The 23,905-nt window shown below is 72.4% G+C and carries 27 protein-coding genes; 12 read left to right on the top strand and 15 right to left on the bottom strand.

The window, feature by feature from the left end; genetic code table 11:
• A partial coding sequence (locus tag F8274_RS12045) for an LCP family protein (RefSeq protein ID WP_370518220.1) occupies nt 1-1,281 on the top strand: 1,281 nt, incomplete at its 5' end.
• Between the two features lie 33 nt (nt 1,282-1,314).
• Here F8274_RS12045 and F8274_RS12040 read toward each other — a convergent pair.
• On the bottom strand, nt 1,315-1,755 hold the full coding sequence (locus F8274_RS12040; RefSeq protein WP_225853743.1) for a VOC family protein: 441 nt from the start codon (nt 1,753-1,755) through the stop codon (nt 1,315-1,317).
• Between the two features lie 117 nt (nt 1,756-1,872).
• Here F8274_RS12040 and F8274_RS12035 point away from each other — a divergent pair, with 117 nt between their 5' ends.
• Nucleotides 1,873-2,814, top strand: coding sequence for an inositol-3-phosphate synthase (locus tag F8274_RS12035; RefSeq protein WP_151462383.1), 942 nt, complete (start codon nt 1,873-1,875; stop codon nt 2,812-2,814).
• A 26-nt stretch (nt 2,815-2,840) separates the two neighbouring features.
• Here the strand turns inward: F8274_RS12035 and F8274_RS12030 are convergent, their stop codons facing one another.
• Together F8274_RS12030 and F8274_RS12025 are read right to left on the bottom strand one after the other, a co-directional pair.
• A complete protein-coding gene (locus F8274_RS12030; RefSeq protein ID WP_151462382.1) occupies nt 2,841-3,410 on the bottom strand; it encodes a dihydrofolate reductase family protein in 570 nt (189 codons plus the stop codon).
• A 56-nt stretch (nt 3,411-3,466) separates the two neighbouring features.
• Nucleotides 3,467-4,402, bottom strand: a complete 936-nt coding sequence (locus F8274_RS12025; RefSeq protein ID WP_151462381.1) for a sigma-70 family RNA polymerase sigma factor — start codon at nt 4,400-4,402, stop codon at nt 3,467-3,469.
• A 338-nt stretch (nt 4,403-4,740) separates the two neighbouring features.
• On the opposite strand from F8274_RS12025, the gene F8274_RS12020 reads away from it, so the two are divergent.
• Nucleotides 4,741-5,049, top strand: coding sequence for a TraR/DksA C4-type zinc finger protein (locus F8274_RS12020; protein WP_151462380.1), 309 nt, complete (start codon nt 4,741-4,743; stop codon nt 5,047-5,049).
• 19 nt (nt 5,050-5,068) lie between these two features.
• Here the strand turns inward: F8274_RS12020 and F8274_RS12015 are convergent, their stop codons facing one another.
• The gene (locus tag F8274_RS12015) at nt 5,069-5,956 is read right to left on the bottom strand and encodes a S9 family peptidase (protein ID WP_151462379.1); all 888 of its coding nucleotides are present in this window, start codon (nt 5,954-5,956) and stop codon (nt 5,069-5,071) included.
• A gap of 118 nt (nt 5,957-6,074) precedes the next feature.
• Here F8274_RS12015 and F8274_RS12010 point away from each other — a divergent pair, with 118 nt between their 5' ends.
• The gene (locus F8274_RS12010; protein ID WP_151462378.1) at nt 6,075-6,605 is read left to right on the top strand and encodes a GNAT family N-acetyltransferase; all 531 of its coding nucleotides are present in this window, start codon (nt 6,075-6,077) and stop codon (nt 6,603-6,605) included.
• Nucleotides 6,606-6,621: 16 nt separating this feature from the next.
• Here F8274_RS12010 and F8274_RS12005 read toward each other — a convergent pair whose 3' ends face one another.
• Both F8274_RS12005 and F8274_RS12000 read right to left on the bottom strand, forming a co-directional pair.
• Complete coding sequence (locus F8274_RS12005; protein WP_151462377.1) at nt 6,622-6,939, bottom strand: DUF4326 domain-containing protein; 318 nt, start codon at nt 6,937-6,939, stop codon at nt 6,622-6,624.
• 56 nt (nt 6,940-6,995) lie between these two features.
• The gene (locus tag F8274_RS12000; protein ID WP_151462376.1) at nt 6,996-8,036 is read right to left on the bottom strand and encodes a LacI family DNA-binding transcriptional regulator; all 1,041 of its coding nucleotides are present in this window, start codon (nt 8,034-8,036) and stop codon (nt 6,996-6,998) included.
• Nucleotides 8,037-8,280: 244 nt separating this feature from the next.
• Here F8274_RS12000 and F8274_RS11995 point away from each other — a divergent pair, with 244 nt between their 5' ends.
• The gene (locus F8274_RS11995) at nt 8,281-9,231 is read left to right on the top strand and encodes a LamG-like jellyroll fold domain-containing protein (protein ID WP_151462375.1); all 951 of its coding nucleotides are present in this window, start codon (nt 8,281-8,283) and stop codon (nt 9,229-9,231) included.
• Nucleotides 9,232-9,268: 37 nt separating this feature from the next.
• Nucleotides 9,269-11,371, top strand: a complete 2,103-nt coding sequence (locus F8274_RS11990) for a sorbosone dehydrogenase family protein (RefSeq protein ID WP_151462374.1) — start codon at nt 9,269-9,271, stop codon at nt 11,369-11,371.
• On the opposite strand, the gene F8274_RS11985 is transcribed toward F8274_RS11990, so the two are convergent.
• From F8274_RS11985 to F8274_RS11970, 4 genes are all read right to left on the bottom strand, one after another.
• Nucleotides 11,341-11,823, bottom strand: coding sequence for a hypothetical protein (locus tag F8274_RS11985; RefSeq protein WP_151462373.1), 483 nt, complete (start codon nt 11,821-11,823; stop codon nt 11,341-11,343). The genes F8274_RS11990 and F8274_RS11985 overlap by 31 nt on opposite strands.
• A gap of 256 nt (nt 11,824-12,079) precedes the next feature.
• Nucleotides 12,080-12,304 carry a translation initiation factor IF-1 gene (infA, locus tag F8274_RS11980; protein ID WP_151462372.1) on the bottom strand — a complete coding sequence of 75 codons (225 nt, stop codon included), beginning with the start codon at nt 12,302-12,304 and terminating at the stop codon, nt 12,080-12,082.
• A 25-nt stretch (nt 12,305-12,329) separates the two neighbouring features.
• Nucleotides 12,330-13,100: a GNAT family N-acetyltransferase gene (locus tag F8274_RS11975; protein WP_151462371.1), complete on the bottom strand. Its 771-nt coding sequence runs from the start codon at nt 13,098-13,100 to the stop codon at nt 12,330-12,332.
• Between the two features lie 472 nt (nt 13,101-13,572).
• On the bottom strand, nt 13,573-14,331 hold the full coding sequence (locus F8274_RS11970) for a DUF899 family protein (RefSeq protein ID WP_151462370.1): 759 nt from the start codon (nt 14,329-14,331) through the stop codon (nt 13,573-13,575).
• 77 nt (nt 14,332-14,408) lie between these two features.
• On the opposite strand from F8274_RS11970, the gene F8274_RS11965 reads away from it, so the two are divergent.
• Nucleotides 14,409-15,125 (top strand): helix-turn-helix domain-containing protein, encoded by a 717-nt coding sequence (locus F8274_RS11965; protein ID WP_151462369.1) that lies wholly within the window; start codon nt 14,409-14,411, stop codon nt 15,123-15,125.
• On the opposite strand, the gene F8274_RS11960 is transcribed toward F8274_RS11965, so the two are convergent.
• Nucleotides 15,075-15,338 (bottom strand): hypothetical protein, encoded by a 264-nt coding sequence (locus F8274_RS11960; protein WP_370518222.1) that lies wholly within the window; start codon nt 15,336-15,338, stop codon nt 15,075-15,077. The genes F8274_RS11965 and F8274_RS11960 overlap by 51 nt on opposite strands.
• Nucleotides 15,339-15,475: 137 nt before the next feature.
• Between F8274_RS11960 and F8274_RS11955 the strand changes: the two genes are divergently transcribed.
• The 5 genes from F8274_RS11955 to F8274_RS11935 all read left to right on the top strand — a co-directional run bounded on the left by F8274_RS11955 (nt 15,476) and on the right by F8274_RS11935 (nt 19,543).
• A complete protein-coding gene (locus F8274_RS11955; RefSeq protein WP_225853742.1) occupies nt 15,476-15,799 on the top strand; it encodes a hypothetical protein in 324 nt (107 codons plus the stop codon).
• 203 nt (nt 15,800-16,002) lie between these two features.
• Nucleotides 16,003-17,001, top strand: a complete 999-nt coding sequence (locus F8274_RS11950; RefSeq protein ID WP_151462368.1) for an RNA polymerase subunit sigma-70 — start codon at nt 16,003-16,005, stop codon at nt 16,999-17,001.
• A 5-nt stretch (nt 17,002-17,006) separates the two neighbouring features.
• Nucleotides 17,007-17,711 (top strand): DUF6069 family protein, encoded by a 705-nt coding sequence (locus F8274_RS31920; protein ID WP_151462367.1) that lies wholly within the window; start codon nt 17,007-17,009, stop codon nt 17,709-17,711.
• Nucleotides 17,712-17,780: 69 nt separating this feature from the next.
• Nucleotides 17,781-18,740, top strand: coding sequence for a WD40 repeat domain-containing protein (locus tag F8274_RS11940; protein WP_151462366.1), 960 nt, complete (start codon nt 17,781-17,783; stop codon nt 18,738-18,740).
• Between the two features lie 14 nt (nt 18,741-18,754).
• The gene (locus F8274_RS11935; RefSeq protein WP_151462365.1) at nt 18,755-19,543 is read left to right on the top strand and encodes a hypothetical protein; all 789 of its coding nucleotides are present in this window, start codon (nt 18,755-18,757) and stop codon (nt 19,541-19,543) included.
• 62 nt (nt 19,544-19,605) lie between these two features.
• On the opposite strand, the gene F8274_RS11930 is transcribed toward F8274_RS11935, so the two are convergent.
• From F8274_RS11930 to F8274_RS11915, 4 genes are read right to left on the bottom strand one after another with little or no spacing between them, the layout of a single operon-like run.
• Nucleotides 19,606-20,697 (bottom strand): glycerate kinase, encoded by a 1,092-nt coding sequence (locus F8274_RS11930; RefSeq protein WP_151462364.1) that lies wholly within the window; start codon nt 20,695-20,697, stop codon nt 19,606-19,608.
• Nucleotides 20,697-21,536 carry a sugar phosphate isomerase/epimerase gene (locus F8274_RS11925; protein WP_151462363.1) on the bottom strand — a complete coding sequence of 280 codons (840 nt, stop codon included), beginning with the start codon at nt 21,534-21,536 and terminating at the stop codon, nt 20,697-20,699. The genes F8274_RS11930 and F8274_RS11925 overlap by 1 nt, the downstream gene beginning before the upstream one ends.
• Nucleotides 21,537-21,592: 56 nt before the next feature.
• Complete coding sequence (locus F8274_RS11920; RefSeq protein ID WP_151462362.1) at nt 21,593-22,756, bottom strand: dihydrodipicolinate synthase family protein; 1,164 nt, start codon at nt 22,754-22,756, stop codon at nt 21,593-21,595.
• Complete coding sequence (locus F8274_RS11915) at nt 22,753-23,904, bottom strand: Gfo/Idh/MocA family protein (protein WP_151462361.1); 1,152 nt, start codon at nt 23,902-23,904, stop codon at nt 22,753-22,755. Before F8274_RS11915 ends, F8274_RS11920 begins: the two co-directional genes overlap by 4 nt.
• Between the last annotated feature and the right edge of the window lies 1 nt (nt 23,905).

Raw genomic sequence — 23,905 nt, 5'->3', positions numbered from 1 at the left:
CAGAGGGGGTGGCGGGCCCGGCATACCCTGGACCGGCCCGCCACCCCCTCTGACCTGGGAGATCACACGGTGTCGTACCCGATCACCGCCGGCCCGGCCGGTCCGGTCCCGCCGCGCCGGTCCGCGCGGCGGCCCTGGCCCCGCTGGGCCCGGTGGTGCGTGGCGGTCGGCACGACGCTGATGACGCTGAGCGGGGTGGCGCTGGGCGGCAGCGCCTACCTGCTGCACGCCGCCACCGGCCAGGTCACCCGGCAGAACCTCCTCGGCGCCGCCGCGGCGCCCAGCGAGCACCACCGGACGATCACCGGGGCGAAGAACATCCTGCTCGTCGGCGTCGACACCCGCCCGAACCAGGATCCGAGCCAGCTCACCCGCGCGGACTCGATCATCCTGCTGCACATCCCGGCCGACCACACCCAGGCGTACCTGGTCTCGCTGCCCCGGGACTCGCTGGTCACCATCCCCGCGTACGACAACGGGGCCACGCCGTTCCGCGGCGGGCAGAACAAGATCAACGCTGCCTTCGCGTTCGGCAGCCGGGGGCTGACCGGCTCCGCGGCGCTCTCGCACGGCTTCGAACTGCTGGCGCTGACCGTCCGCGACCTGACCGGCATCACCCCCGACGCCGGCGGGATCATCGACTTCCAGGGCTTCAAGAAGATCGTCCAGGTGCTCGGCCACGTCTGCATGTACATCGACGAGACCACCACCTCGATCCACGTCGGGCACGACGCCGCCGGCAAGCCCGCCGCGCCGTACGCGATCAACCCGGACGGCACGGTCAACCACCGCATCCCCGGCGTCACCCCGAACGTCTACACGAAGGGCCAGCACTGCCTCGACCCCGCGCAGGCGCTGGACTTCGTCCGGCAGCGGGACCTGCTGGCCAACCACGACTTCGACTACGGGCGGCAGCGCCACCAGCAGCAGTTCGTCAAGGCCGTGCTCACCCAGGTGGTCAGCCAGGGACTGGACTCGCCGACGAAACTGCCCGGGCTGCTGTCGGCGGTCGGGCGGACCATGACCGTGGACGACGGCGGCATCCCGCTCGCCGACTGGGCGTTCGCCATGCGCGGTGTCCACCCCGACGCCATCACCACCCTCAAGACCAACGGCGGCACCTTCAACAGCCGTACCGTTCCGGGCGTCGGCAGCGCCGAGATCCTCAGCCCGACCAGCGTGCAACTGCTGCACGCGGTACGCGACGACACGGTCGCCGCGTTCGTCGCGGCCCATCCGACCTGGGTGGCCGACTCCGGCCCGACCACCCCCGACCACTGACCGTGCCGCCGCCGCGGGGCCTCCTCGGTGGCGTCAGCCGAGCTGCTCGGCCAGCGCGACGATGATGCCCTCGGGCCCACGGACGTAGCAGAGCCGGTAGAAGTCCTCGTACTGCACCACCTCGCCGACGAGTTCGGCGCCGCGGGTCCGCAGGCGGGCGATGACGTCGTCGATGTCGTCGACGGCGAACATGATGTTGCGCAGGCCCAGCGTGTTCGGCGGTGCGACGGCGGGCTCGGCGCTGACCGCGGCCGGCGAGCGGAATTTCGTCAGCTCGACCTTGCCGTGGCCGTCCGGGGTCCGCAGCATGACCATGTCGACCCGGACGCCGTCGAGGGCGTTGATCCGGTCCACCCACCGTCCCTCGATCGGCGCCTCGCCCTCTGGCTCCATGCCGAGTTCGACGAAGAACGCCACCGCGGCCTCGAGGTCGTCGACGACGATGCCGACGTGGTCCATCCGCTGAATCGCCATGGGCCCGAGCATAGGGCGGTCGCGACCCGTGACCGGCGGGACTGCCCGGTGGCCACCGGGATTCACCTGGCGAAGCCGCGGATCATGACGAGCGGGCCGTCCGGGTAGCCTCCAGCCATGATCGAAAGCGCGAAGGTCGCCGTCGTCGGCGTGGGCAACAACACGTCGGCCCTGGTACAGGGGATCAACTTCTACCGCCGCGCCGGCAGCCTCGTGGGCGTCCACCGCCCGGAGCTGGCGGGCCTGAGCGTCGGGGACGTCGACGTGGTGGCGGCGTTCGCCATCTCCGACGGCAAGGTGGGCCGGGACCTGCACGAGGCGATTTTCCTGCCGCGCAACAACTTCCCCCGGCTCGACGCCGAGTTGCCGCCGTCGGGCGTGACGGTGCAGCGTGGTCTCGTGGACGCGACGGAGGTCGAGCGGGTGGCGCACGCGCTGAAGGGCGCCGAGGTGCTGCTCTACTCCGCGCCGAGCGGCCGGCCGGACACCGCGCGCGCCTACGCAGAGGCGGCGCTGCTGGCCGGCGTGGCGTTCGTCAACACCACGTCCGACGGCGTGGCCAGGGACCCCTCCTGGGTCGCACGCTTCGAGGCGGCCGGCCTGCCGCTGCTCGGCGACGACCTGGCCAGCCAGTTCGGCACCTCCGTGGTGCATCACGCGCTGCTGCGCCTGCTCGCGGAGCGCGGCCTCACCCTGGTCAGCTCCTACCAGGTCAATCTCGGTGGCACCGAGGACTTCCGTAACCTCGTGGAGAACCCGAACACCAAGCAGCGGTCCAAGGCGAACGCGGTCGGATCGGACCGGGTCGAGATGGCCCCGCTCGGATACCTTCCGCACCTGGGGTCGCAGAAGATCGCCCACCTCAACGTCGAGGCGCAGGGCTGGGGTGGCACCGAGGTGAGCCTGGACGTGCGGCTCAAGGTGCACGACCCGAGCGGCGCGGCCGGCGTCAACATCGACCTGGTCCGGATGGCCGCCGCCGCCCTGCGGTCGGGGCGCGGCGGATACCTGTCCGAGGCGGCGGCGCTGCTGAAGTCGCCACCGGGGACGGCGATCTGAGGCTGACGCGCACGGCCCGCACCGGATCACCGTCGGTGGCCGGGTGCGGCCCTGCCGTACCGGGTGAGGACGGCTGCGCCGACGCGCTCGACCGACACGGTTTCGAGGTCCGCCGGCGGGCCGCCGGCGGGGAAGAGCCGCTCGCCGGTGCCGAGGACGGCTGGGAAGGTGAGCAGCCGGTACTCGTCGATCAGATCCTCGGCCCTCAGCGCTCGCACCACGCTCAGGCTGCCCGTAACGACGACGTCCCGCGGCTCGTGCTTCACGACGTCGACGAGATCGCCCTCCACGAGCCGGGAGTTCGCCCACGCCGAGGTGTCGGTCAGGGTACGGGAGGCCACCAGCTTGGGCACCGCGTTCATCCGCGCGGAGAACGGGTCGTCGCGGCCCGGCCAGATCCGGGAGAACAGCTGCCACGTGGTGCGGCCCAGCAGCATGACGCCGTCGTCCAGCGCGCTGCCGAGGCGGAACTTGTCGCCCGCGACGGTTTCCGGGCCGTACCGGAACGCCCAGCCGCCGGTCGGCGTGTTCGCGGACCCGTCGGGGTCGGACACGATCCCGTCCAGGGTGATGAACTGAATGACGATGACGCTCACGGCGGATGTCCCTTCGGTCGACGCTCACCGGCACATACCGGCGGCGCCGGCCGGACTCATCGCGGCGGGCGGAACCCGTCGGAAAGAATCTGCGGCAGGTCGAACGCGGTGAGCACGGCCGGGTCGGCGAACACGACGTTGCCCGCGACCAGACCGCCGGCGACGGTGAGAACCTGGAGCGTGTGCAACCGGTGCCCGCCACCAGGTTGCGGCGCGTACGCGGCGAGCGCGGGTTGCCCGTTGGCGGTGAGCCGGGTCACGGCCCAGCCCGTCCCGCGCAGCTGGAACACCCGGTCCATGAAGCGGCCGTAGTCGCTGCTGCCCCGGTACCAGAGCGGCACCGGCGGCATCTCCAGCACGGCGTCGTCGGTCAGCAGCCGCACGAGCGCCGGCACGTCCGCCGCCTCGAACGCTCGGACGTACCGGTCGATCACCGCGCGCACCCGCGGATCGTCCGGCTCGCTGACCTCGTCGATATCGCCGACCTCGGCGAGCGCGGAGCGGGCGCGTTGCAGCGCGCTGTTGACCGCGGGGACCGTCGTCCCCAACTGCGTGGCGACCTCGGCGGCGCTGAACTGCAGCACATCGCGCAGCAGCAGCACGGCCCGCTGGCGGGCCGACAGCGCCTGCATGGCCGCCACCAGGGCGAGCCGGATGCCCGTTCGGACCTCGACGTCGACCCGCGCGTCGGGGAACGGCTGCAGCCACGGGACGTCCAGCGCCGGCGCGAGCGGCGCTCCGGGGTCGTGGCTCGGCGCGCCCAGGCCCGACGGCAACGGCCGCCGCGCACGCCCCTCCAGCGCGGTCAGGCACACGTTGGTGGCGATGCGGTACAGCCACGTCCGTACCGATGCGCGGGCGTCGTCGTACCGGTCGCGGGCCTTCCAAGCCCGCAGCATCGTCTCCTGCACCAGGTCCTCGGCCTCGTGGAACGAGCCCACCATCCGGTAGCAGTAGGCGATCAACTCACCCCGGTAGGTCTCGAACTCCACCGGCCCATCCTGGCAGACGCGAGGCTGCGCGCCGGGGCGGAGGCGTGGGGCAAAGTCGTTGGCGAACCGCCTGGGCTGGCCTATGGTGGGCGGATGTACCCGGCCGGGCTCTCCGCGACCGCCGTCACCACGGCGGCGTTCGCCGCTGCCCGGCGCCGGCGTCCCGAGGCCGTGCCCGCCCGTCCGGCGGGCAGCCGTTCCGTCGCGCCCATCCACGGCCTGCCGAGCCCGATCCCCACCGACCGTGGCCCACCCGGATACCCCTTCATCCGCGTACGGCCACCCAGGGCGAAGCCATCCGGCTTCGGCCTTTTTCTTTTTCCCGGAAGGGGATCCAGATGGGCACCGACCTGCACGACGACCGGCTCACCCGGCTGCGGGCCACGCTGACCGACGACTTCGCGGCGCAGACGGCCCGGTTGACCGAGCTGACCGCGGACACCGGAGACCCCGGCGAGGCGCACACGCGGGCCGCGCTGATCGCGGCCACCCGGCAGAGCCTCGGGCAGATCGGCGACGCGCTGCGCCGGATGGCCGACGGCGGCTACGGCCGCTGCGAGCGGTGCGCCGCGCCGATCCCGGTGGAGCGCCTGGAGGTGCTGCCGCACGCCCGCTTCTGCGTGCCCTGCCAGCAGAAGCACGGCTGACCGGGCGGACGCCGGGCCGTCACCGCACGGCCCGGCGCTCCGGCAGCCGGCGCCCGAGCCAGTCCAGCAGGACGTGCTCGTACTCCGGGCTGACGCCGGTCAGGTCGTTGCGTCCGTCCAGGGTCGGCGCGTGGTCGCAGCCGGACAGCCGGGCCACGGTCAGCTCCGCGTCGCGTGCGGCGCGCCGCCACACCACCAGACTCTGCTCGATCGGCGTCCACCCGTCGGTCTCGCCGTAGCAGAGCAGCACCGGGCCGGACAGCTTCGCGAAGACCGGCTCCGGGTCGAAGTCCATGTCGATCCAGGTGTCCGGGGTGTCGGGCAGCTCGCGGGGCAGGTGCGCCAGCGGGAACCAGGGTCGCCGCCCGGCGACGTCCAGCTCCGCCTGGGCGGTCGCCCGGGGCACCGTGCCGCGCAGGAACCCCTCGGCGATCCCGCGCAGTCGGTCAAGCTCGGCCAGGTCGGCCTCGCCGTAGCCGTACCGGCGCAACTGCTCCGCGGTGCCGTAGCGCATCTGCGCGGCCGGGCTGACCCCGCTGCACCCGACCAGCACGAGGAAGTCGACCGGGTGTCGGGTGGCAGTGAGGGTCGCCGCCCAGGCCCCCTGGCTGAACCCCCACAGTCCGACCGGAACGTCCCCGACCTGCCCGCGCAGCAGGTCCAGGGCCGCCGCCGCGTCGTCGGCCTGCGCGGCCAGTGGCACGTCGTGGCCGTCCACCCGGGGACGCCGGTCGTACCGCAGCACCGCGATCCCGGCCGGCGGCAGCAGCCGGGCCAGGTGCTCGTAGAGGAAATGGGACCGCTCGCCGGCGTGCGAGCCGTGCAGCACCACCAGGCCGCCGCGGGCCGGCCCGGCCGGCAGGTCCAGGGTGGCGGGCAGGCCGAGCTCACCGACGCGCAGCTGCATGCCGGCAGTCAACCACGCCCCGCGCGGTCCCGGCCGCCCCGCCGCCGGGCCGGCGTTCCCCGGGCCGGTGGGCTGCGTACGCTGATCCGGTAGACCGTCGTGACCGTGGAGACCGCCGATGACCAGCCCACGCGCCGTCCGCACCGCCCGTCCCGCCGACGTGGCCGCCCTCGTCGACCTGGTCGAGTCGGCGTACCGGGGGGAGCGGAGCCGGGCCGGCTGGACCACCGAGGCCGACCTGCTCGCCGGGCAGCGCACCGACCCGGCCATGGTGGCCGAGGCGGTGTCGAGCCCGGGCGGGACGGTCCTGGTCGTCGAGGACGGCACGGGGATCGTCGCCTGCTGCCAGTTGGAGCGCCGCGACGACCATGTCTACTTCGGCATGTTCGCGGTGGCCCCGGGGCGACAGGGCGGCGGGCTGGGCCGGGACCTGCTGGCCGAGGCCGAGCGGCACGCCCGGGAGCAGTGGCAGAGCGGCGAGCTGCGGATGACCGTGATCACGCAGCGGGAGGACCTGATCGCCTGGTACGAGCGGCGCGGCTACGTCCGCACCGGCGAGCTGAGCCCGTTCCCGTACGGTGACGAGCGGTTCGGCGTACCCCTGCGGCCGGACCTGGCGTTCGAGACCCTGCGGAAGAAGCTCGGCTGAGCCACGCGGCGCCGGATCAGGCGGACGGCGGCGCGTCGGCGAGTTCGGCGATCACCTCGGCGTGGCAGCGTTCCGGCACGCACCAGCAGCCGAGGCGGCGCCCGCGCAGGTCGGGCAGCAGCGCGAGCAGGTCGGGCCGGCCGAGCAGGTACGCCCGGTACTTCTCCATCACCTCGTCCCGCGTGCCGTCCGGGCCGGGCCGGTACGGGCTGGACAGCGGGGACTGCGGCAGCCGCCAGCCGCCGCGGGACATGGCCCGCCCGACGTAGACCACGTCGGCGTACGCCGGGTCGTCGCGGTGGCCCTTCAGGTTGACGACGGTGGTTGCCCGCATGGCCGCGCTCCTCCGCTGCTTCCGTCCGAGGCACCAGTGTCGCAGCACCGGTCCGGTCAGCCGCCGGTCGTGGGCGCCGGGCCGGTGGAGTCGCGGACGATCAGCGTGTGACCGGTGGACCGTCGTCGCGGCCGGGTCGACCGGGGCTTCAGCGCGAGGGTCAGCGCCATCCGCCCCATCTCGGTCATGGGCAGCCGGACGGTGGTGAGGCTGGGCGCCAGGTCGGCGGCGACGGACACGTCGTCGAAGCCGACCACCGACACGTGCTCGGGCACCGGGATGCGGCGCGACCGCAGCACGGACAGCACGCCGATGGCCATCGCGTCGTTGAGCGCGATGATCGCCGTGCGGTCCGGGTGGTGGTGCAGGATCCGTTCGGTGGCCACCCGGCCGCCGTCGCGGGTGAAGTCGGAGTGGACGACGGCGAGGTCGTCGGGGGAGTGCCCGTGCGCGGCGAGCGCGGCGGTCACCCCGGCGAGCCGGTCGGCCACGGTGGTCAGGCCGGGGGTGCCGGCGGCGACGGCGATCCGCCGGTGGCCGAGGCCCAGCAGGTGGGCGCCGATGTCGCGGCCCCCGGCCTCGTTGTCCGGCACCACGGCGTCGACGCCCAGGGCGTGCCGTCCGATGACGGCGACCCGCCCGCCGGACCGTTGGAAGCCGGCGAGTTCGGCGCGCGCCTCGGCCTCCACGCGCGGGTCGTCGTAGCCGGAGCCGGCGATGAGGATGATCCCGACCTGCTGGGCGATGAGGTGCCGCAACTGGCGCAGCTCGTTCTCCGGGTCGCGTCCGGAGTGGGCGATCTGGACCAGCAGGCCCTCCTCGGCGGCGACCTGGAGCACGCCGCTGGCGATCTCGGAGAAGTACGGGTCGTCGATCTGGTGCACGATCAGGCCGACGGTGGTGCTGGCGCCGCCGGCGAGGGTGCGGGCGTACGGGTTGGCCACGTACCCGAGTTCCAGGGAGACCTGGCGGACGTGCCGGGCCACCTCCTCGCTGACACCCTCCCGGCCGGCGAGGGCGCGGGAGGCGGTCGCCAGCGAGACGCCGGCGCGTTCCGCCACGTCGACGAGGCGCAACCGTGGTCCGGGTCGGGGCATGGGAACTCCTGGCAGGCATTGATCCGCGCCGTGCTCTTGCGTGTGGCGTAGCGCACAGCATAGGGTACGAAAGCGCTTACGTAAGCGCTTTCGTAAGCGCGGCGCCGCCTCGGCCATCCGGCCGGCCCCACGGCGGACCGTCCTGTCCCGACACACCCCGACTCCACATCCGGGCACCGATCCACGCCCGGCGTAAGCGCTTTCGTCACCGCCACCACCGCACCGACGAAGGGAGCACCTCCCCATGAGAAGACACCCACGGGCCGCCGTCGCGGCCACCGCCCTGCTGACGCTGGCGCTGACCGCGGCGGCGAGCCCGGCCCAGGCCGACCGGCCCGGACCGCACGACGTCCACCCCGCCCTCCGGCAGCACCTGGTCGCCTTCTACGACTTCGACCACCCGGTGGTCGGCGACCCGGCGCTCGAGCGGGACCTGGGCCGGTCCGGCACCGAAATCGAGCTGGTCAACGGCGGCGCGGCCATGCGGGTGCCCGACCGGGCGTACAAGGGCAGCGGCGACGCGCTGCAGACCCGGCAGGTCAACCCGCAGGCCGCCGGCAACGACGACTGGAAGGCCGGCATCTGGTCCTCCAGCGGCGTCCGCACGCTGCGCGCGTTCAGCGGCGCCGAGGGCACCACGGTGATGGGCTGGTTCAAGCGGGAGATGGACGGCCCGGCGCTGAACTCCACCACCGCCAACCCGACCGACCGGTTCAACGCCATCGGCCTGGCCGGCGTGCTGACCGGCGACTCCGACGGGCACGGCGTGCGCGCCCTGCTGGAACTCATCGACGTGAGCGGTGAGCTGCGCCTGGTCGCCCTCGGCCGCCGCGTCGACGGCGGCGCCTCGCAGACCTTCGCAGCCAACGAGGACTGGCGGACCCTGCTGCCGAAGGGTGAGTGGGTGCACCTCGCGGCCACCTACGACTTCACCAGCGGCACCATGGCGCTCTACCGCAACGGCGAGCCGGTCGACGGCTTCTACACCACCGCCGGCGACCCGTGGCAGCTCAACGGCCCCGGCCCGCACGTCACCAGCGCCACCGACTCCCGCGGCATCAAGATCGGCGGCAGCTTCCCGCAGAACAACCTGGAACGCAACCCGTGCGACTGCCGCATGGACGGCCTCATGTTCCTCGACAGCGTGATCCCGGCGGGCGACATCGCCAAGCAGTACCGCTACATGGCCCGCTGACCGTTCCTCGGACCGTCCCACCGAGAAGGAGAACCGCGTGTTCATTCGCGCTGGCAGCACCGGCAGGCTCCGCAGAGCCGCAGTCACCGCCGGGGTCACTGCCGCCACCCTCGTCCTGTCCACCCTGGTCGCCGGGCCCGCCCGGGCCGACGGCGCCGTCTACGACCCGATCCCCGAGTCGCAGGTCCAGTCGCACCTGGGGCTGGTGCTGCAGGAGTACGCCAGCTTCCCGCAGTCCACCCCGAACCCCGCGCCGGTCGACGCGCGGCTGGTGCGCAAGGCCCGCATCAACACGATCAGCGAGCTGCCCGACGGCTCCGGCCGCCGGGCCGTGCCGGACCTCAACGGCAACCTGTACCTCGTGGAGAACGGCACGCCGCACGTCTACCTCGACGTGGCGGCCACCTTCGCGCCGCAGTTCTTCTCCGGCCGTGGCCTGGGCCAGGGCTTCGGGTACGTCGCCTTCCACCCCGAGTTCGGGCGCAACGGCCGCTTCTACACGATCCACACCGAGCAGGCGTCGCTGGCCACCCGGACGCCGGACTACGCCCAGCCGAACACCATCTACCAGGCCGTCATCACCGAGTGGACGGCCAGCGACCCGGCCGCGGACACCTTCGCCGGCACCCACCGCGAGGTGCTGCGGATCGGCTTCGGCGGCCAGATCCACGGCGTCCAGGAGATCAACTTCAACCCGACCGCGAAGCCGGGCGACCCCGACTACGGGATGCTCTACCTCGCCGTCGGCGACGGCGGCCAGGGCTACCGCAACGGCGACCCGCAGAACATGGGCATGCCGCACGGCAAGCTGCTGCGCATCGACCCGCGCGGCACCAACGCCCCCAACGGCCGGTACGGCATCCCGGCCGACAACCCGTTCGTCGGGCGCGACGGCGCGCTCGGTGAGATCTACGCGGTCGGCTTCCGCGACCCGCACCGGTTCAGCTGGGACCGGGCAACCGGCCGGATGTTCCTGGGCCACATCGGCGAGCACGCCATCGAGTCCATCTACGAGGTCCGGGCCGGGGACAACTTCGGCTGGAGCGAGCGCGAGGGCAACTGGGTCTTCGACAAGACCGCGACCAACCCCTGCGACAAGCTCTACCCGCTGCCCGCCGACGACGCGAAGTACGGCTACACCTACCCGGTCGCCGCGTACGACCACGACCCGGCGGCGAACTGGAACTGCACCTCCGACGTCGGCGTCGCAGTGGCCGGCGGCTTCGTCTACCGGGGGAAGGCCGTGCCCGCACTGAAGGGCAAGTACGTCTTCGGCGACCTGGTCGACGGCCGGGTGCTCTACACCGAGGCGAACGAGATGCGCCGCGGCGCCGGCCTCGCCACGATCCACCGGCTCGCCCTGTACACCACCGCCGGTGACCTGGTACGCATGCAGGACCTGTCCAGCCCCGGCGCGCCCGGCGACCCGAACCGGGTCGACCTGCGCTTCGGCACCGACGCCGCGGGTGAGCTCTACATCCTGGCCAAGGCCAACGGCAAGATCTGGAAGGTCGTCGACACCAAGACCGTGGCGGAGGGCAAGGTGGGCCACACCAAGGTCGTCCACACCGCGGGCGCGGAGAACTGGACGCCGGTGACCCCGTCGAAGTGGCGGTTCGAGGGCGACCAGGTGATCCTCGCGGAGGCCGGCGTGAGCCGCCCCGGCCCGCGCCGCCCGTTCGAGTACGCCATCCTCGACAAGGGACCGGCCTGGTCCTCGGTCCAGATCGACGCCCGGGTGCGCCTCGACGAGCCGGTGGAGGTCACCAACCGGGACGTGATCATCGTCTTCGGCTGGCAGTCCGACACGCAGTACTACTACGCGCACCTGTCCACCGACAACACGATCTACCCGCACAACGGCATCTTCAAGGTGAACAACGCCGACCGGGAGCGGATCGACCACCAGTGGAACGGGCGCTCGCGCGGCGCCAACCCGGCGATCACCGACGCCGACTGGCACAGGGTGCGGGTCGTGCACCTGCCCGCCACCGGTGAGATCGCCGTCTACGTCGACGGGCACAAGGACCCGCTGCTCACCGCGAAGGACACCACCTTCACCTCCGGTCGGGTCGGCTTCGGCTCCTTCGACAACATCGGCCGTACCCGTCAGTTCACCGTGACGGGCTCCCCGGCCTGAGTCGAGGAGCGGAGGGGACGGCGGCCGGGTGCCGCCGTCCCCTCCGGCGCTTCGGTGGCCGAGACGGCCGGCGTGATCGCGGTGGGCACCGCCGCCGGGGTGATCCCTACCCGGGTTGCGAAATCGACGCGCGGTTGAGGTAGGCGACCTGGGCGGCGAAGGCCAGCAGCGCCGACCCGACTGATGCCCGCACCCTGCACCGCGTCGATGAAGAAGTCGTGCTCGCCGGCCAGCCGACGGTGGTAGTACGCCCGGATGCGTTGGATCCGCGCGAGATCCAGCTCGTTCTCCACCATGTTCTGTACCAGGCGCAGGGAGGTGAGCAGTCCGGTGACCACCAGCGTCGGCAGCACCGCCCCGAGGTAGGGCCGGACGAGCGCGGCGTTGCTGGCGACGATACGAGTGCCGAGGACGGGCGGATCGAGAAACCGCTGCTCGACCCCCTGAGCCACGAGGGCGCGAGGGTCGAGTCTCGCGCCCTGTGGGTTCACCTGGGGTGGCATGGAGTGGCCCACGTGCGCGCACGTCACCCGGACCGGTGTTCGCCCCGCCCAGGACAAACGGCTCGATCCGGCAGCGCGCCCGCGGTCGGCACGGTCGCTCGTGCCGCCGCCAGGCTGCGGGTCCGGCCTGTGGGCAGCTGAAGGCGGATCCAGCGGTGCGGGCGATCGGCCCGGAGGCGGTTTGCCCGCACCGCTGGGAACGGCGCTAGCTGCGGTAGCGGAAGACGATTCGGCCCCGGGTCAGGTCGTAAGGGCTCAGCTCTACGAGCACCCGGTCGTACGGAAGGATCTTGATGTAGTTCTTACGGATTTTTCCGCTGATGTGTGCCAGCACCTTGTGGCCGTTCTGGAGTTCCACCCTGAAGGTGGCGTTGCGCAGGCATTCGAGGACGGTGCCCTCAAGTTCGATGCCGTTTGATGTTCTTGCCATAGTCAGCGCCTCCTCTCGTTCGCGGTCAGCGGAGGATCAGTTCGAGGTTGCTGCCGGCGCGCCGGGCGCCGATGCCCTCGAACAGGGCCGTGGCGGCCATGTTGGATTCGGTCACCTCGGCCGATGCCCTCTCCTTGCCGATGACGTGCAGCGCGCCCAGCGTGTGTGCCAGCAACGCCCGGGCGATGCCGCGGCGTTGACGGTCGGCCCGGACGGCGATCAGCCCTATGCGTGGCAGCCGGGTCACCGTCGCGACCCGCAGCAGACCCACGTATTGGCCGGACTGTGCCGCCACGGCGTATCTCGACGGGTCGAACACGGGGCGGGCCAATACTTCGGCCGGCATGTCCTGCCATCCAGGGCCGGCCTCGACTTCGTCGCGGATCGTGCGGTCCAGGGCGCGTAGCGGAGCCTCCTCCGCACTGCCGAAGGCCCTTATCGTCACGCCGGACGGCGGTCGAGCCGGGTCGAGGCCCGTGGCGCCTGGGTCAGTGGGCACCGAGTACTCCCACTCGCGGCGCCGCATCGTGAAGCCGGTCCGCTGCCACTGCGCGGTCAGGTCGAGGTCGGTCTCGTCGACCACCGTGTGCAGCGGCCTCCGCAGGGCCGCCAGCATGACCTCGGCCAGCCGGTCGAAGGCTGCGGCGTGCCAGGCGTCGATGCTGACGAACATCCGCCCATCGGGCCGGCGCGACGCCTCGCCGCGGCCGACCACGAGGTCGTCCTCCAGCGCATGCCATTGACCGGGTGCAACGCGCGAAATCAGCACGGCCTGGCTGAATTCCACAGGATTCATAAGTTGGTGCCCTTCGGGATCGCCATTGTTCAGGGCGCTCCCGGCGACACCTACGTCAGTAGCCGGTCCGTGACGACGAGGGGAGCACCCACATCGATACAAACGTTCACGGGTCTCACCTCCTCAGGCAGTGTCACGGCGCGACGGACGTTACCGGCCCGCCGTCACACCGACCAGCCATTTTTCGGCGTGTGCGGGAAGGCCGCGCCCATTCCATGATCGAACGAGGGATTGCCGCACACCTACGGCCACGGCCAGATCATCGCGATCATCGATAGGCCCATGACCAGGTGCAACATCTCGGAGAGTCGATGCTCCGCCACGAGCGAGAGCCACGCAGCGGGTGGGCGCAGGCACCGGAGCAGGTGAAAGACGGCCGCCGCCCCCGAAAGCCACCGTCAACAACCTTCGGAGAGGGTCAACACCGATCACCGTGGGTGACGTCCCGCGCACAGCGGCGTGTCACCGAACCTCAGTGGCAGCAACGGTGCTCGCTGCCCATGGGTGCCGTGGCGCCCAGGTCGTCGTCACGGCCGGCGGCGAGGCGCGACCACTGCGAGGTTGGCCGGCCGTCGAGCCGGAACTGGTCGCCGTCGGTCCGGAAGCGCCGCGGCCAGCCTTCCGGCGAGTCCTCCCAGTCCTCCTGGCGACCGTAGACGGTCATGTCGAGCAACCCGTACGACGGTGCCATCGCCTCGACGCCCCGCCCGGTGGTCCAGTAGGTTTCGAACACCCGGTCGCCCTGGCGCAGGTAGCACGCCTTCATTCCGAACGCGCGACCGGCGACGAGGGAGTCGAGCGACTCCGCGGGCACGGAGTACCAGGGCGCCTGCCAGCCCATGAAGTCGCGATAGCGCGAGGTCTCCTCGAACGGCCCCTGGCAGAAGACCGCGAACGTGATGTCGCGCGAGTGCAGGTAGGACAGCTCGAGCACCTGACCGGTGAAGAACGTGCAGCCCTCGCACTGGTCGGCGGCCGGCCTGCCCGTGTGCCACATGTGGTAGGACGCGAACAGCTGGGTCCTGCCCTCGAAGACGTCAAGCAGGGGTACCGGGCCGTCGGCGCCGACCAGGTGGGTGGCCGGATCGACCTCGACCATCGGCAGCCGCCGGCGGGCCGCGGCGATGGCGTCGCCCTCACGCGTGTGCGCCTTCTCGCGGCGCCGGAGTTCGTCGAGTTGCTTCTGCCAGGTCTCGCGGTCGGTGAGCGGGGGTGTCGCGGGCGTGGTCATGGGTTCCTCCTCGGGATCGATCGCTATGAGCGTAATAGCGACTGCTAGGATCGAGCAAGTACGAAAGAGAGGTGTCCATGCCAACCCAGCGGGGCTATCGGCAGGCCTGCGGTGTCGCACGCGGTCTCGACATCGTCGGGGAGCGGTGGTCGCTGCTCGTGGTGCGCGAGCTGCTGCTCGGGCCGAAACGGTTCACCGACCTCCAGCAGGCGCTCCCGACCGCCAGCCCGAACGCCCTGTCCGACCGGCTGCGCGAGCTGGCCGACACGGGCGTCGTACGCCGTCGGCAGCTGCCTCCGCCGGGCAATGTGCGGGTCTACGAGCTGACCGCGTGGGGTCGGGGCCTCGAGCCGATCGTGGTCGCGCTGGGCACCTGGGCGCTGGCCGCCCCGCCGACCGCGGAACAGCTCTTCGTGAGCGCGGACAGCGCCATGCTGACCATCCGCACCTTCTTCGTGCCGACGCCGGAGCAGCCCGAGGTGACACTCCGGATCGAACTACGCGACCACGGTCCTGCCGGGCTGTTCGGCGTCCGCCTCACGCCGGCGGGCGCCGAGGTGGCCCACGAGCCACCCGAAGAGCCGGACGCCGTCCTGCTCACCACGACCGACGCCCTCCTCGCCGCCTTCGGCGGCGAGGACCTGGCCGGGCTCGTAGCGGCCGGCGCGGTCATCACCGGCGATCCCGAGGTCGTCCGCCATCTCGTCGCGGGCGTGCGTGTCCCGGCCTCCACGGATGGGTCCTCAAGCGGCACCTCCGGTCATGGAGGGCGGGCGGATCGCCGCCAGGGGTGAACCGAAACCACGCGCGGCATGGATGTCCTGCAGATCTGGGAGCCGTCGATCCCCATCGTCACGGGCATCGGATCGGACGTCTGCGAACGCTTCGGTGGGCTCGTCGAGCTTCTCGGCGCTGACCTGGCCCGAGCGCGCACAGCGCGCCTGGGTGCCTTCGCCGCCGTCCGCGAGGGGAAGCAGTCGTACGTCGTCGCCGGGCCGGTGGGCCAGCCAGCCGTTGGCCAGGGCCCGGGCCGCGTCGTCGGCGGCGAGCAGCCCGCCGCCCCGTTCACAATCTGCCCGGTCCCGCCGCCGCCCGGGCGTTCGCCTTCGACGAGCCCAACTACCAGGCCGGTGCCTACCGGGACGTGCTCCTGCGCCGGTGGCGCAACCTGCTGGGGCGCACCATGTGGGACTTCCCCGGGGGCCGGACCGGCGGCAACCGCTACCTGGTGCTCGGCCTCGGCGCGGGTCAGGCCGCCGACCTCGCCGCGCCGCATGACCGGCACGACCTCATCGCGTACGGGCCGCTGCTCTCCGACGACGGCGCCACGTGGCTGGGCACGGCGGCGCTGATCGAGGCGCGGGACGCGGACGAGGCGCGCACCGTCCTGACCCCGGACCGGTACGCCGACATCGAGGTGCACAACTGGGCGTTCGGCGGGCGGCCGGACGCGCATCTTCCCAGGTGAACCGGGTCTGATCTCCAAGATCAAGACCGCCCTGTCGACCTCGTGCCGTGCCCGTGGGCCCCTCTCCTCGCCGCACCGCGCGGTGTGCCCCCGCCACCTGATCCGTCTCTGGACCAACCCTGCCGACCGACCCGGGTGATGAGTTGTCGCGCCCGCAGCCGTCACACCTACGGCGGGACACGACGAGACGGAAGGATGACGTGATGAGTGCGGACACGCGGCTGGAGGAGCTGGGCGTGAGCGGACTGGGCGAGGTCGGCGAGCCGGCGTTCTCGGGGTTGGCGGAGCGGCACCGGCGGGAGTTGCACGTGCACTGCTACCGGATGCTCGGGTCGTTCGAGGACGCGGAGGACGCCGTGCAGGAGACGTTCCTGCGGGCCTGGCGGCGGCGGGAGACCTTCGAGGGGCGGTCGACGTTCCGGGCCTGGCTGTACCGGATCGCCACCAATGCCTGCCTGGACCTGCTCGCCAAGCGCCGCCCGGAGCCCGCGACCGGCGGCGAGGTGCGGTGGCTGCAGCCCTACCCGGACCGGCTGCTCGACGAGCTGCCCGCGGGCGACGCGGACGAGCCGGAGACCGTCGCCGTCGCGCGGGAGACGATCGAGCTGGCGTACCTGGTCGCGGTCCAGCACCTCGCGCCGCGCCCGCGGGCAGTGCTGATCCTGCGGGACGTGCTCGGCTGGCCGGCGAGGGACGTCGCGGAGCTGCTCGGGGACTCGGTCAACTCCGTGAACAGCGCGCTGCAGCGGGCCCGCGCCGGCATGCGGGAGCACCTGCCCGCCGAGCGGCAGGACTGGACCGGGAGCGAAGAGGACGCCGGGACGCGCGAGCTGGTGCACCGCTTCACCGCGGCCAGCGTGGCCACGGACATCCCGGCGCTCGCCGCGATGCTGCGGGACGACGTCCGTTGCTCGATGCCGCCCACGCCGGGCCTGCAGGTCGGCCGCGACGCGGTGGTGAACGACTGGATCGAGGACGGCTTCGACCGCATGACGGGCCTGCGCGGCGTGCCCACGTCCGTGAACCGGCAGCCCGCCGTCGCCTTCTACCACTGGCGGGAGCGGGAGAACGCGTACCTGCCGCTGACCATCGACGTCCTGCGCGTCACCGGCGGGGCGATCACCGAGATCACCATCTTCCACAACGACCAGTTCCCGCGGCTCGGGCTGCCGGAGCGCCTGCCGGCGGACGGCACGGAGTAGCCCCGGTGCGGACGCTCACGCTGCGCGGTGGCGCGCGTGTCGCGGTCGTCGCGGCCCAGTGGTACGACGCGTTCGGCGTCGTCACCCGCGGGCGGGTGCAGCTGGAGCTGCGCGACGGCGAGCCGGGGCCGGTCCTCGGACGCGACTCCGGTTTCTGGCTCCACGGCACCGGCGTCCGCGCCCTGCGCAACCCCGGCCGTCGCACGGCGACGGTGCGCATCCTCACCCCCACTCCCGATCAATGGAGGAACGACATGAACAGCAGCATTGAGCCCGGGATCGTCGCAGACCCGGCGCCGGCCCGGACCGGTCACACCCACCGATTCCGCGGGCTCGCCGTCACCGGCCTCATCGCCACGCTCGCGGCGATGGTGGCCACGACCCTTGCCGCCGCGCTCGCCCGGGCCGTCGGCGTCGACTTCGAGATCCCCGACGGTGGCGAGACGATCCCGTTGCCCGGGTTCGCCGTCGTGACCGGCTTCTTCTCGGTCGTGGGCATCGTCATCGCCGTCGCACTTCTCCGGTGGAGCGCTCGCCCCGCCCAGCGATTCGTGTGGACGGCAGCGTCGCTGACCGCGCTCTCGTTGGTCCCGCCCCTCCTCTCCGGGGCTGACACCGCCACCGCCGCCGCCCTCCTCGGGCTACACCTCGTCCCCGCCGCGGTGATGATCCCCACCCTGGCCCGGAGCCTGCGCACCAGGATCGACTGACGATCCTGACCTTGACAAGGTTCTATAAGGTACTGCGAAGGTGTGTGGCGATTTCGGGGGAGAGCGCCGGTGAGATTGGTTGCGGGGGTCGCGGTGCTGGCCTGCCTGGCGGCATGCCAGCCAACTCCCCAGCAGGCGACCTCCGACGGCTCCGACCCGATCGTCACCACCCAGGCGTCACCGCCGTCGATCACGTTGCCTGCCGAGGCCTTCGACCTGTCCTGGCGTCAGCTCGATCATCTTGTCAGCCAGGACGGGCGATTCGAAGCGAAGCATGTCAACGAATGGATTGTGGTCACCCGGGACGGCGAAGAGTTCGGCCGATTCGGCACCGCTGTGGAGCGAATGCTCGGCGCGGACTTCTCGCCGGACGGACACTATCTCGCCGTAGCCGACCCCGATACCGTGATCCTTTATGACTTGACGACCAGGCGGCCGAAGGCCCTGTTCACCCCGCCCGTGGAGAGCATCCGTTTCTCAGCGGACAGCGCCTACCTGGTCGGCCGGGAGGACTACCAGAAGGTTCGCAACGGACGCCTTGTGGTGGTCGATGTGGCGACGGGGAAATGGACCACCTCACCGGTGCCGCCGGAGATAGAAGTGTCCAACGATCCGGGGTCCTCCTGGTATTCGGGATCGCTCGCCGTCTTCGACCACGGGAAGCAGGTCGTGGCCGCCGGCAGCGACGGATTCCTGCACTGGGCGGTGGAAAGCCAGAAGCTCACCTGGGTGCCGTGCGGCTGCGGAGCGGACACGGGCGCGGTCAACCGTGCCGGAAGCCTGGTGGCCCTGGTGATTCCGGACAACAAGCTGTCCCTGTGGGAGGTGGCCGGCCGGCGCGAGCAGCGGGTCTGGACGCTGCCTGAGCGGCCGCCGCTCAACGGGGACTATCAATTGCGGTATTTCGGTGTGGAGCCGCACTTCACGGAGGACGGGAAATGGCTGCTGCTCGACGGAGGCGAGGGCGGGCAGGTCTGGTCGATACCCGACGGCGTCCGCGTGAAGATCCTGCCCCGCGGCAGGAACTGAGCCCGCGGCGGCGGGTGCTGCAGTCCATCAGCAAGGGATGGTGGTTCGTGGTCGGCGGCACCGTCCTGGCTGTCATCGGTGCCGCCGCGGGCATCTATGTGCCGAAGATGCTCGACCCGCAGGACGAGCGGCCCGTCGCGGTCAACGTGGTGAGCAACCCCGCCACCGTGCCCGCCTGGGGCAACGACGTGTTCTCGTTCGTCATGCCCACGGACGCACGTCCCGCCACACGTCCTCCGCTCGACTGCCCCTCGATCGTGGATTGGGCGCACGGCAACGGCGGGGTGGATCAGGAGGCCACCAGGGTGCGGCTGGTGGTGCAGGGCGCTTCCGACAAGGGCGTGCTCATCGAGGGGATGCGCGCACGCGTCATCAGGCGTTCGGCGACCCCTGACCCGGGCGGCGCCTCACTGACCTGCGGCGGCGGGCAGGGCACCGTCACGCCGCGGCAGGTCGCCATGGATCTGGATGCGGCAGAACCGTCAGCCGAGTACGCCGCCAAGGTGGACGGCCGGCTGCCGCTCTTCGGGTTCACCCTCGAAAAGGGAGAGACCGAGGTCTTCGAGCTGACCGCCACCACCAGGGGCACGGTGGAATGGGTCATCGATCTCAACCTCGTCGTGGGCGGCGAGTCGCAGAATGTCGAGGTGACCAACCACGGCCGGCCCTTCCGGACGACGGGTTTCAAGAGTCCGCACGGTTACCGGGTCATGGCCGGGACGGACCATTGGGTGGAATGCGCCGGAACGCCATCGACCTGCGGCACCGCAACAGTGTCGCCGGCTGAATTCCGCTACTCCTGACAGCTCTGCCCAGAAGCGAGCGAGCACCGCAACGGCGCGGATGCGACGAGGATCAGGTCCCCTCAGCGGGTCAGCCGCCGGGACAGCGCCTCGCCGGCCTCGGCCAGCCACGTCGTCGGGTCGTCCATAGCCGCGTCGATCGAGCCGGCGAGTTCCACCAGGGACACCGCCGCCGCCACCGACCCGGGAACCCGTCCGGCGACCTGCCCAGCGGCCACCGCCACGGGTACGCCGGCGGCCGCGGCCGCGTCGAGCAGCGAGCCGACCACCTTGCCGGTCAGCGAGGTGTCGTCGAAGCGTCCCTCGCCGGTGAGCACCAGGTCCGCGCCGGCGAGCGCGTCGCCCAACCCGACCAGCGTGGCGATCGTCGCGGCGCCCGGCGCGATCCGCGCGTCCCACAGCGCCGCGAGACCGTACGCCGTGCCGCCGGCCGCGCCGGCGCCGGGCTGGTCCGGCGCACCGCCGGCCAGCCCGGCGAACCGGCCCAGCGCCGCGTCCAGCAGCGCCACGGCCTCCGGGCCGGCGCCCTTCTGCGGTCCGTAGGTGGCGGCGGCCCCGGCCGGGCCGGTCAGCGGCGCGGTCACGTCGACCAGCAGGTGCACGCCGCCGGGCGGCGGGGGCGCCAGGCCGGTGGTGTCGAGGCGGGCCAGCTCGGCCAGCGCCGCGCCACCGAGCGGCAGTTCCCGGCCCTGGTCGTCGTGCAGCCGCAGCCCGAGGGCGCGCAGCGCGCCGGTGCCGCCGTCGGTGGACGCGGAGCCGCCGAGTCCGATGACGAGGCGGGTGGCCCCGGCGTCGAGGGCGGCCCGCGCCACCACGCCCAGCCCGTAGGTGTGCGCGCCGAGCGCATCCGGGGAGGCCAGCAGCGGCAGCCCGCTGGACTGGGCCAGCTCCAGCACGGCGGTCCGGTCCGGCAGCAGCAGCCACGCCGCGTCGACCGGCCGGCCGTCCGGCCCCGGCACGACCGTCGTCCGGCGCTCGGCGTCCGGCAGCGCCGCGGCGAAGGCGTCGACCGTGCCTTCGCCGCCGTCGGCCAGGGGGAGCAGCCGTACGTCGTCGCCGGGCCGGTGGGCCAGCCAGCCGCGGGCGAGGGCCCGGGCCGCGTCGCCGGCGGCGACCGAGCCCTTGAACGAGTCGGGCGCGACGACGACGCGCATCAGTCGGCGAGCACGAGCTGGAGGTAGCGGTCCTTCATGGTGGCGAGGACCTCGTCGGGGTCGGTCGCCCACACCTCGGCGTTGAAGATCTCCACCTCGGTGTCGCCGGTGTAGCCGGCCTCCTCGACGGCCCGCCGGAACGGCGGGAAGTCGATGTGCCCGTCGCCCATCATGCCGCGGCCGAGCAGCACGTCGGCCGGGAGCGGGGTGAGAAAGTCGCAGACCTGGAAACTGGCGATGCGGTCGCCGGCCCGGGCGATCTGCCGCCAGACGTCCGGGTCCCACCAGATGTGGAAGGTGTCCACGACGACGCCCACCTGCGCCACCGGGAACGGTTCGGCCAGGTCGATGGCCTGCCCCAGGGTGGACAGCACCGCGCGGTCCGCGCAGTACATCGGGTGCAACGGCTCCAGGGCCAGGCGCACGCCCCGCTCGCCCGCGTACGGGGCCAGCTCGGCCAGGGCGTCGGCCACCCGCTGCCGGGCGCGGATCAGGTCGCGGGAGCCGGGCGGCAGCCCGCCGACGACCATGACCAGGCAGTCCGTGCCCAGGCCGGCGGCCTCGTCGATGGCGCGCCGGTTGTCCTCCAGCGCGGCCCGGCCGGCCTCGCCGCCGGCGGTGAGGAAGCCGCCCCGGCACAGCGACGACACCCGCAGTCCCGCGTCGGCGACGAGCTTCGCGGCAGCGGCCACCCCGATCTCGGCCACCGGCTCCCGCCACAACCCGATGGCCGGAATGCCGGCGCGGACGCAGCCCTCGACGGCCTCCCGCACCGACCACGACTCGGTGGTGCGCTGATTCAGCGACAACCTCGCCAGGCGGGGGTCGACGGCCCTCACCGTGTTTCCTTCCGTTCGCGCCTGCGGGGCTCGCAGGACCGGCTCACTCCTCGCGCTCACGCCGACACCCCCGCCACCGACAAATAGCGGCGCATCCGGGCGACGGCCAGGTCCGGGTCGAGCAGCAGCCCGGCGGCGTCGGCGAGCCGGAACACCTCCACGAGGTGCGGCACGCTGCGCCCGCTGTGCAGGCCGCCCACCATGGTGAAGCCGGGCTGGAAGCCGTTGAGCCAGGACAGGAAGGCGATGCCGGTCTTGTAGTACTGCGTCGGCGGGGCGAAGACGTGCCGGGACAGCGGCACGGTGGGGTCCAGGATCGCCCGGAAGCCCGCCGGGTCACCGGCATCGAGGCGTTGCAGCGCCGCCGACGCGGCCGGCGCGACGGCCGCGAACGCGCCGAGCAGCGCGTGGCTGAACCGGCGGCCGTCACCGGCGATCAGCTCCGGGTAGTGGTAGTCGTCGCCGGTGTAGACCTTGACGGTGGGCGGCAGCAGCTCGCGCAGCCGCACCTCCCGCTCGGCGTCGAGCAGGGACACCTTCACGCCGTCGATCCGGTCGGCGTGCGCCTGCACCAGCGCCACGAACGTCTTGGTCGCCTCGTCGAGATCGGTCGACCCCCAGTAGCCGGCGAGGGCCGGGTCGAACATGTCGCCGAGCCAGTGCAGCACCACCGGCGTCGACGTCTCCCGCAGCACCTGCTCGTAGACGCTCAGGTAGTCGTCGGGTCCGGTGGCCAGCGCGGCGAGCTGCCGGCTGGCCATCACCACGGGGACAGCGCCGCACTCCTGCACGAAGGCGACCTGCTCGGCGTACGCGCTGACGACCTCGTCGAGGGTGTCGGGCAGGCCGGTGAGCTGGTCGGTGGCCGCCCCGGCCACGATGCGCCCGCCGCAGGCGGCGGCGTCGGCGGCGCTGCGCCGGATCAGCTCCCGCGTGGCCGCCCAGTCCAGCCCCATGCCGCGCTGGGCGGTGTCCATGGCCTCGGCGACGCCGAGACCCCAGGACCAGAGGTTGCGCCGGACGGCCAGGGTGGCGTCCCAGTCCAGCCGGGCGGGCCGGCCGGGCGCGTTGTCCGCGTGCGGGTCGGCGACCACGTGCGCCGCGGCGTACGCGATCCGGCTGGCCGGCGGGGTGGCCGGCCGCTGCCAGCCGGCCGGCTCGCGCAGGGTCAGCTCCGCGGCGCCCCCGTCGGGGCGGGGGAGGGTGATGCGGACGGTCACAGCCGGATCTCCTCGATCTCGACCCGCCGTCCCTCCCGGGCGGACTGGAGCCCCGCCTCGGCGAGCTGCACCCCCCGCACACCGGCCATGAAGTCCCACGGGAACGCCTCGCCGTCGACGACGTGCCGCAGAAACGCCTCCCACTGCATCTTGAACCCGTTGTCGAAGTCCTCGTTGTCGGGGACCGTCTGCCACTGCGCCCGGAAGGGCTCGGTGACCGGCAGGTCCGGGTTCCACACCGGCATGGGGGTGGCACCGCGGTGCTGGATGCGGCACTCGCGCAGCCCGGCCACGGCGCTGCCGTGCGTGCCGTCGACCTGGAACTCGACCAGCTCGTCCCGGTAGACCCGGACCGCCCAGGAGGAGTTGATCTGCGCGGTGATGCCGCCGGCCAGCTCGAAGATGCCGTACGCGGCGTCGTCGGCGGTCGCCCGGTAGGTCTGGCCGGTCTCGTCGACCCGCTCGGGGATGTGCGTGGCGATGTGCGCGGTCACCGCGGTGACCGGGGCGAAGATCTGCTCCAGGACGTAGTGCCAGTGCGGGAACATGTCCACGGTGATGCCGCCGCCGTCCTCGGCGCGGTAGTTCCAGCTCGGCCGCTGGGCGTCCTGCCAGTCACCCTCGAACACCCAGTAGCCGAACTCGCCGCGCACGGACAGGATCCGGCCGAAGAAGCCGCTGTCGACCAGCCGCTTGAGCTTGCGCAGGCCGGGCAGGAACAGCTTGTCCTGCACGACGCCGTTCTTGACGCCCTTGGCGGCGGCGAGCCGGGCCAGTTCCAGCGAGCCGGTGAGCCCCTCGGCGAGCGGCTTCTCGGTGTAGATGTGCTTGCCGGCCTCGATGGCCGCCCGGATCGCCTTCTCCCGCTGCGCGGTGACCTGCGCGTCGAAGTAGATCTGGTGGGAGTCGTCGGCGAGCGCGGCGTCCAGGTCGGTCGTGTACGACGTCAGCCCGTGCCGGGCGGCGATCTCGGCGAGCTTGGCCTCGTTGCGGCCGACCAGGGTCAGCTCGGGCCAGATGCGGCTGCCGTCGCGGGCGGGCAGGCCGCCCTGCTCGCGGATGGCGAGCAGGGACCGGACCAGGTGCTGCCGGTACCCCATCCGGCCGGTCACCCCGTTGAGGATGATCCCGATTGACGTGCGCTCCACG

Source organism: Micromonospora sp. AMSO31t (genome assembly GCF_008868175.1).
In the GTDB taxonomy this organism is placed as follows: domain Bacteria; phylum Actinomycetota; class Actinomycetes; order Mycobacteriales; family Micromonosporaceae; genus Micromonospora.
The sequence above is the reverse complement of the archived record's forward strand: the minus strand, read 5'-3'. Positions and strand labels throughout refer to the sequence as shown.

Coding starts and splice junctions, on each gene's coding strand:
- F8274_RS12040 (WP_225853743.1), bottom strand. CDS start 1,755: ATGGCGATTCAGCGGATGGACCACGTCGGCATCGTCGTCGACGACCTC.
- F8274_RS12035 (WP_151462383.1), top strand. CDS start 1,873: ATGATCGAAAGCGCGAAGGTCGCCGTCGTCGGCGTGGGCAACAACACG.
- F8274_RS12020 (WP_151462380.1), top strand. CDS start 4,741: ATGGGCACCGACCTGCACGACGACCGGCTCACCCGGCTGCGGGCCACG.
- F8274_RS12015 (WP_151462379.1), bottom strand. CDS start 5,956: ATGCAGCTGCGCGTCGGTGAGCTCGGCCTGCCCGCCACCCTGGACCTG.
- F8274_RS12010 (WP_151462378.1), top strand. CDS start 6,075: ATGACCAGCCCACGCGCCGTCCGCACCGCCCGTCCCGCCGACGTGGCC.
- F8274_RS12005 (WP_151462377.1), bottom strand. CDS start 6,939: ATGCGGGCAACCACCGTCGTCAACCTGAAGGGCCACCGCGACGACCCG.
- F8274_RS12000 (WP_151462376.1), bottom strand. CDS start 8,036: ATGCCCCGACCCGGACCACGGTTGCGCCTCGTCGACGTGGCGGAACGC.
- F8274_RS11995 (WP_151462375.1), top strand. CDS start 8,281: ATGAGAAGACACCCACGGGCCGCCGTCGCGGCCACCGCCCTGCTGACG.
- infA (WP_151462372.1), bottom strand. CDS start 12,304: ATGGCAAGAACATCAAACGGCATCGAACTTGAGGGCACCGTCCTCGAA.
- F8274_RS11975 (WP_151462371.1), bottom strand. CDS start 13,100: ATGAATCCTGTGGAATTCAGCCAGGCCGTGCTGATTTCGCGCGTTGCA.
- F8274_RS11970 (WP_151462370.1), bottom strand. CDS start 14,331: ATGACCACGCCCGCGACACCCCCGCTCACCGACCGCGAGACCTGGCAG.
- F8274_RS11965 (WP_151462369.1), top strand. CDS start 14,409: ATGCCAACCCAGCGGGGCTATCGGCAGGCCTGCGGTGTCGCACGCGGT.
- F8274_RS11950 (WP_151462368.1), top strand. CDS start 16,003: ATGAGTGCGGACACGCGGCTGGAGGAGCTGGGCGTGAGCGGACTGGGC.
- F8274_RS11930 (WP_151462364.1), bottom strand. CDS start 20,697: ATGCGCGTCGTCGTCGCGCCCGACTCGTTCAAGGGCTCGGTCGCCGCC.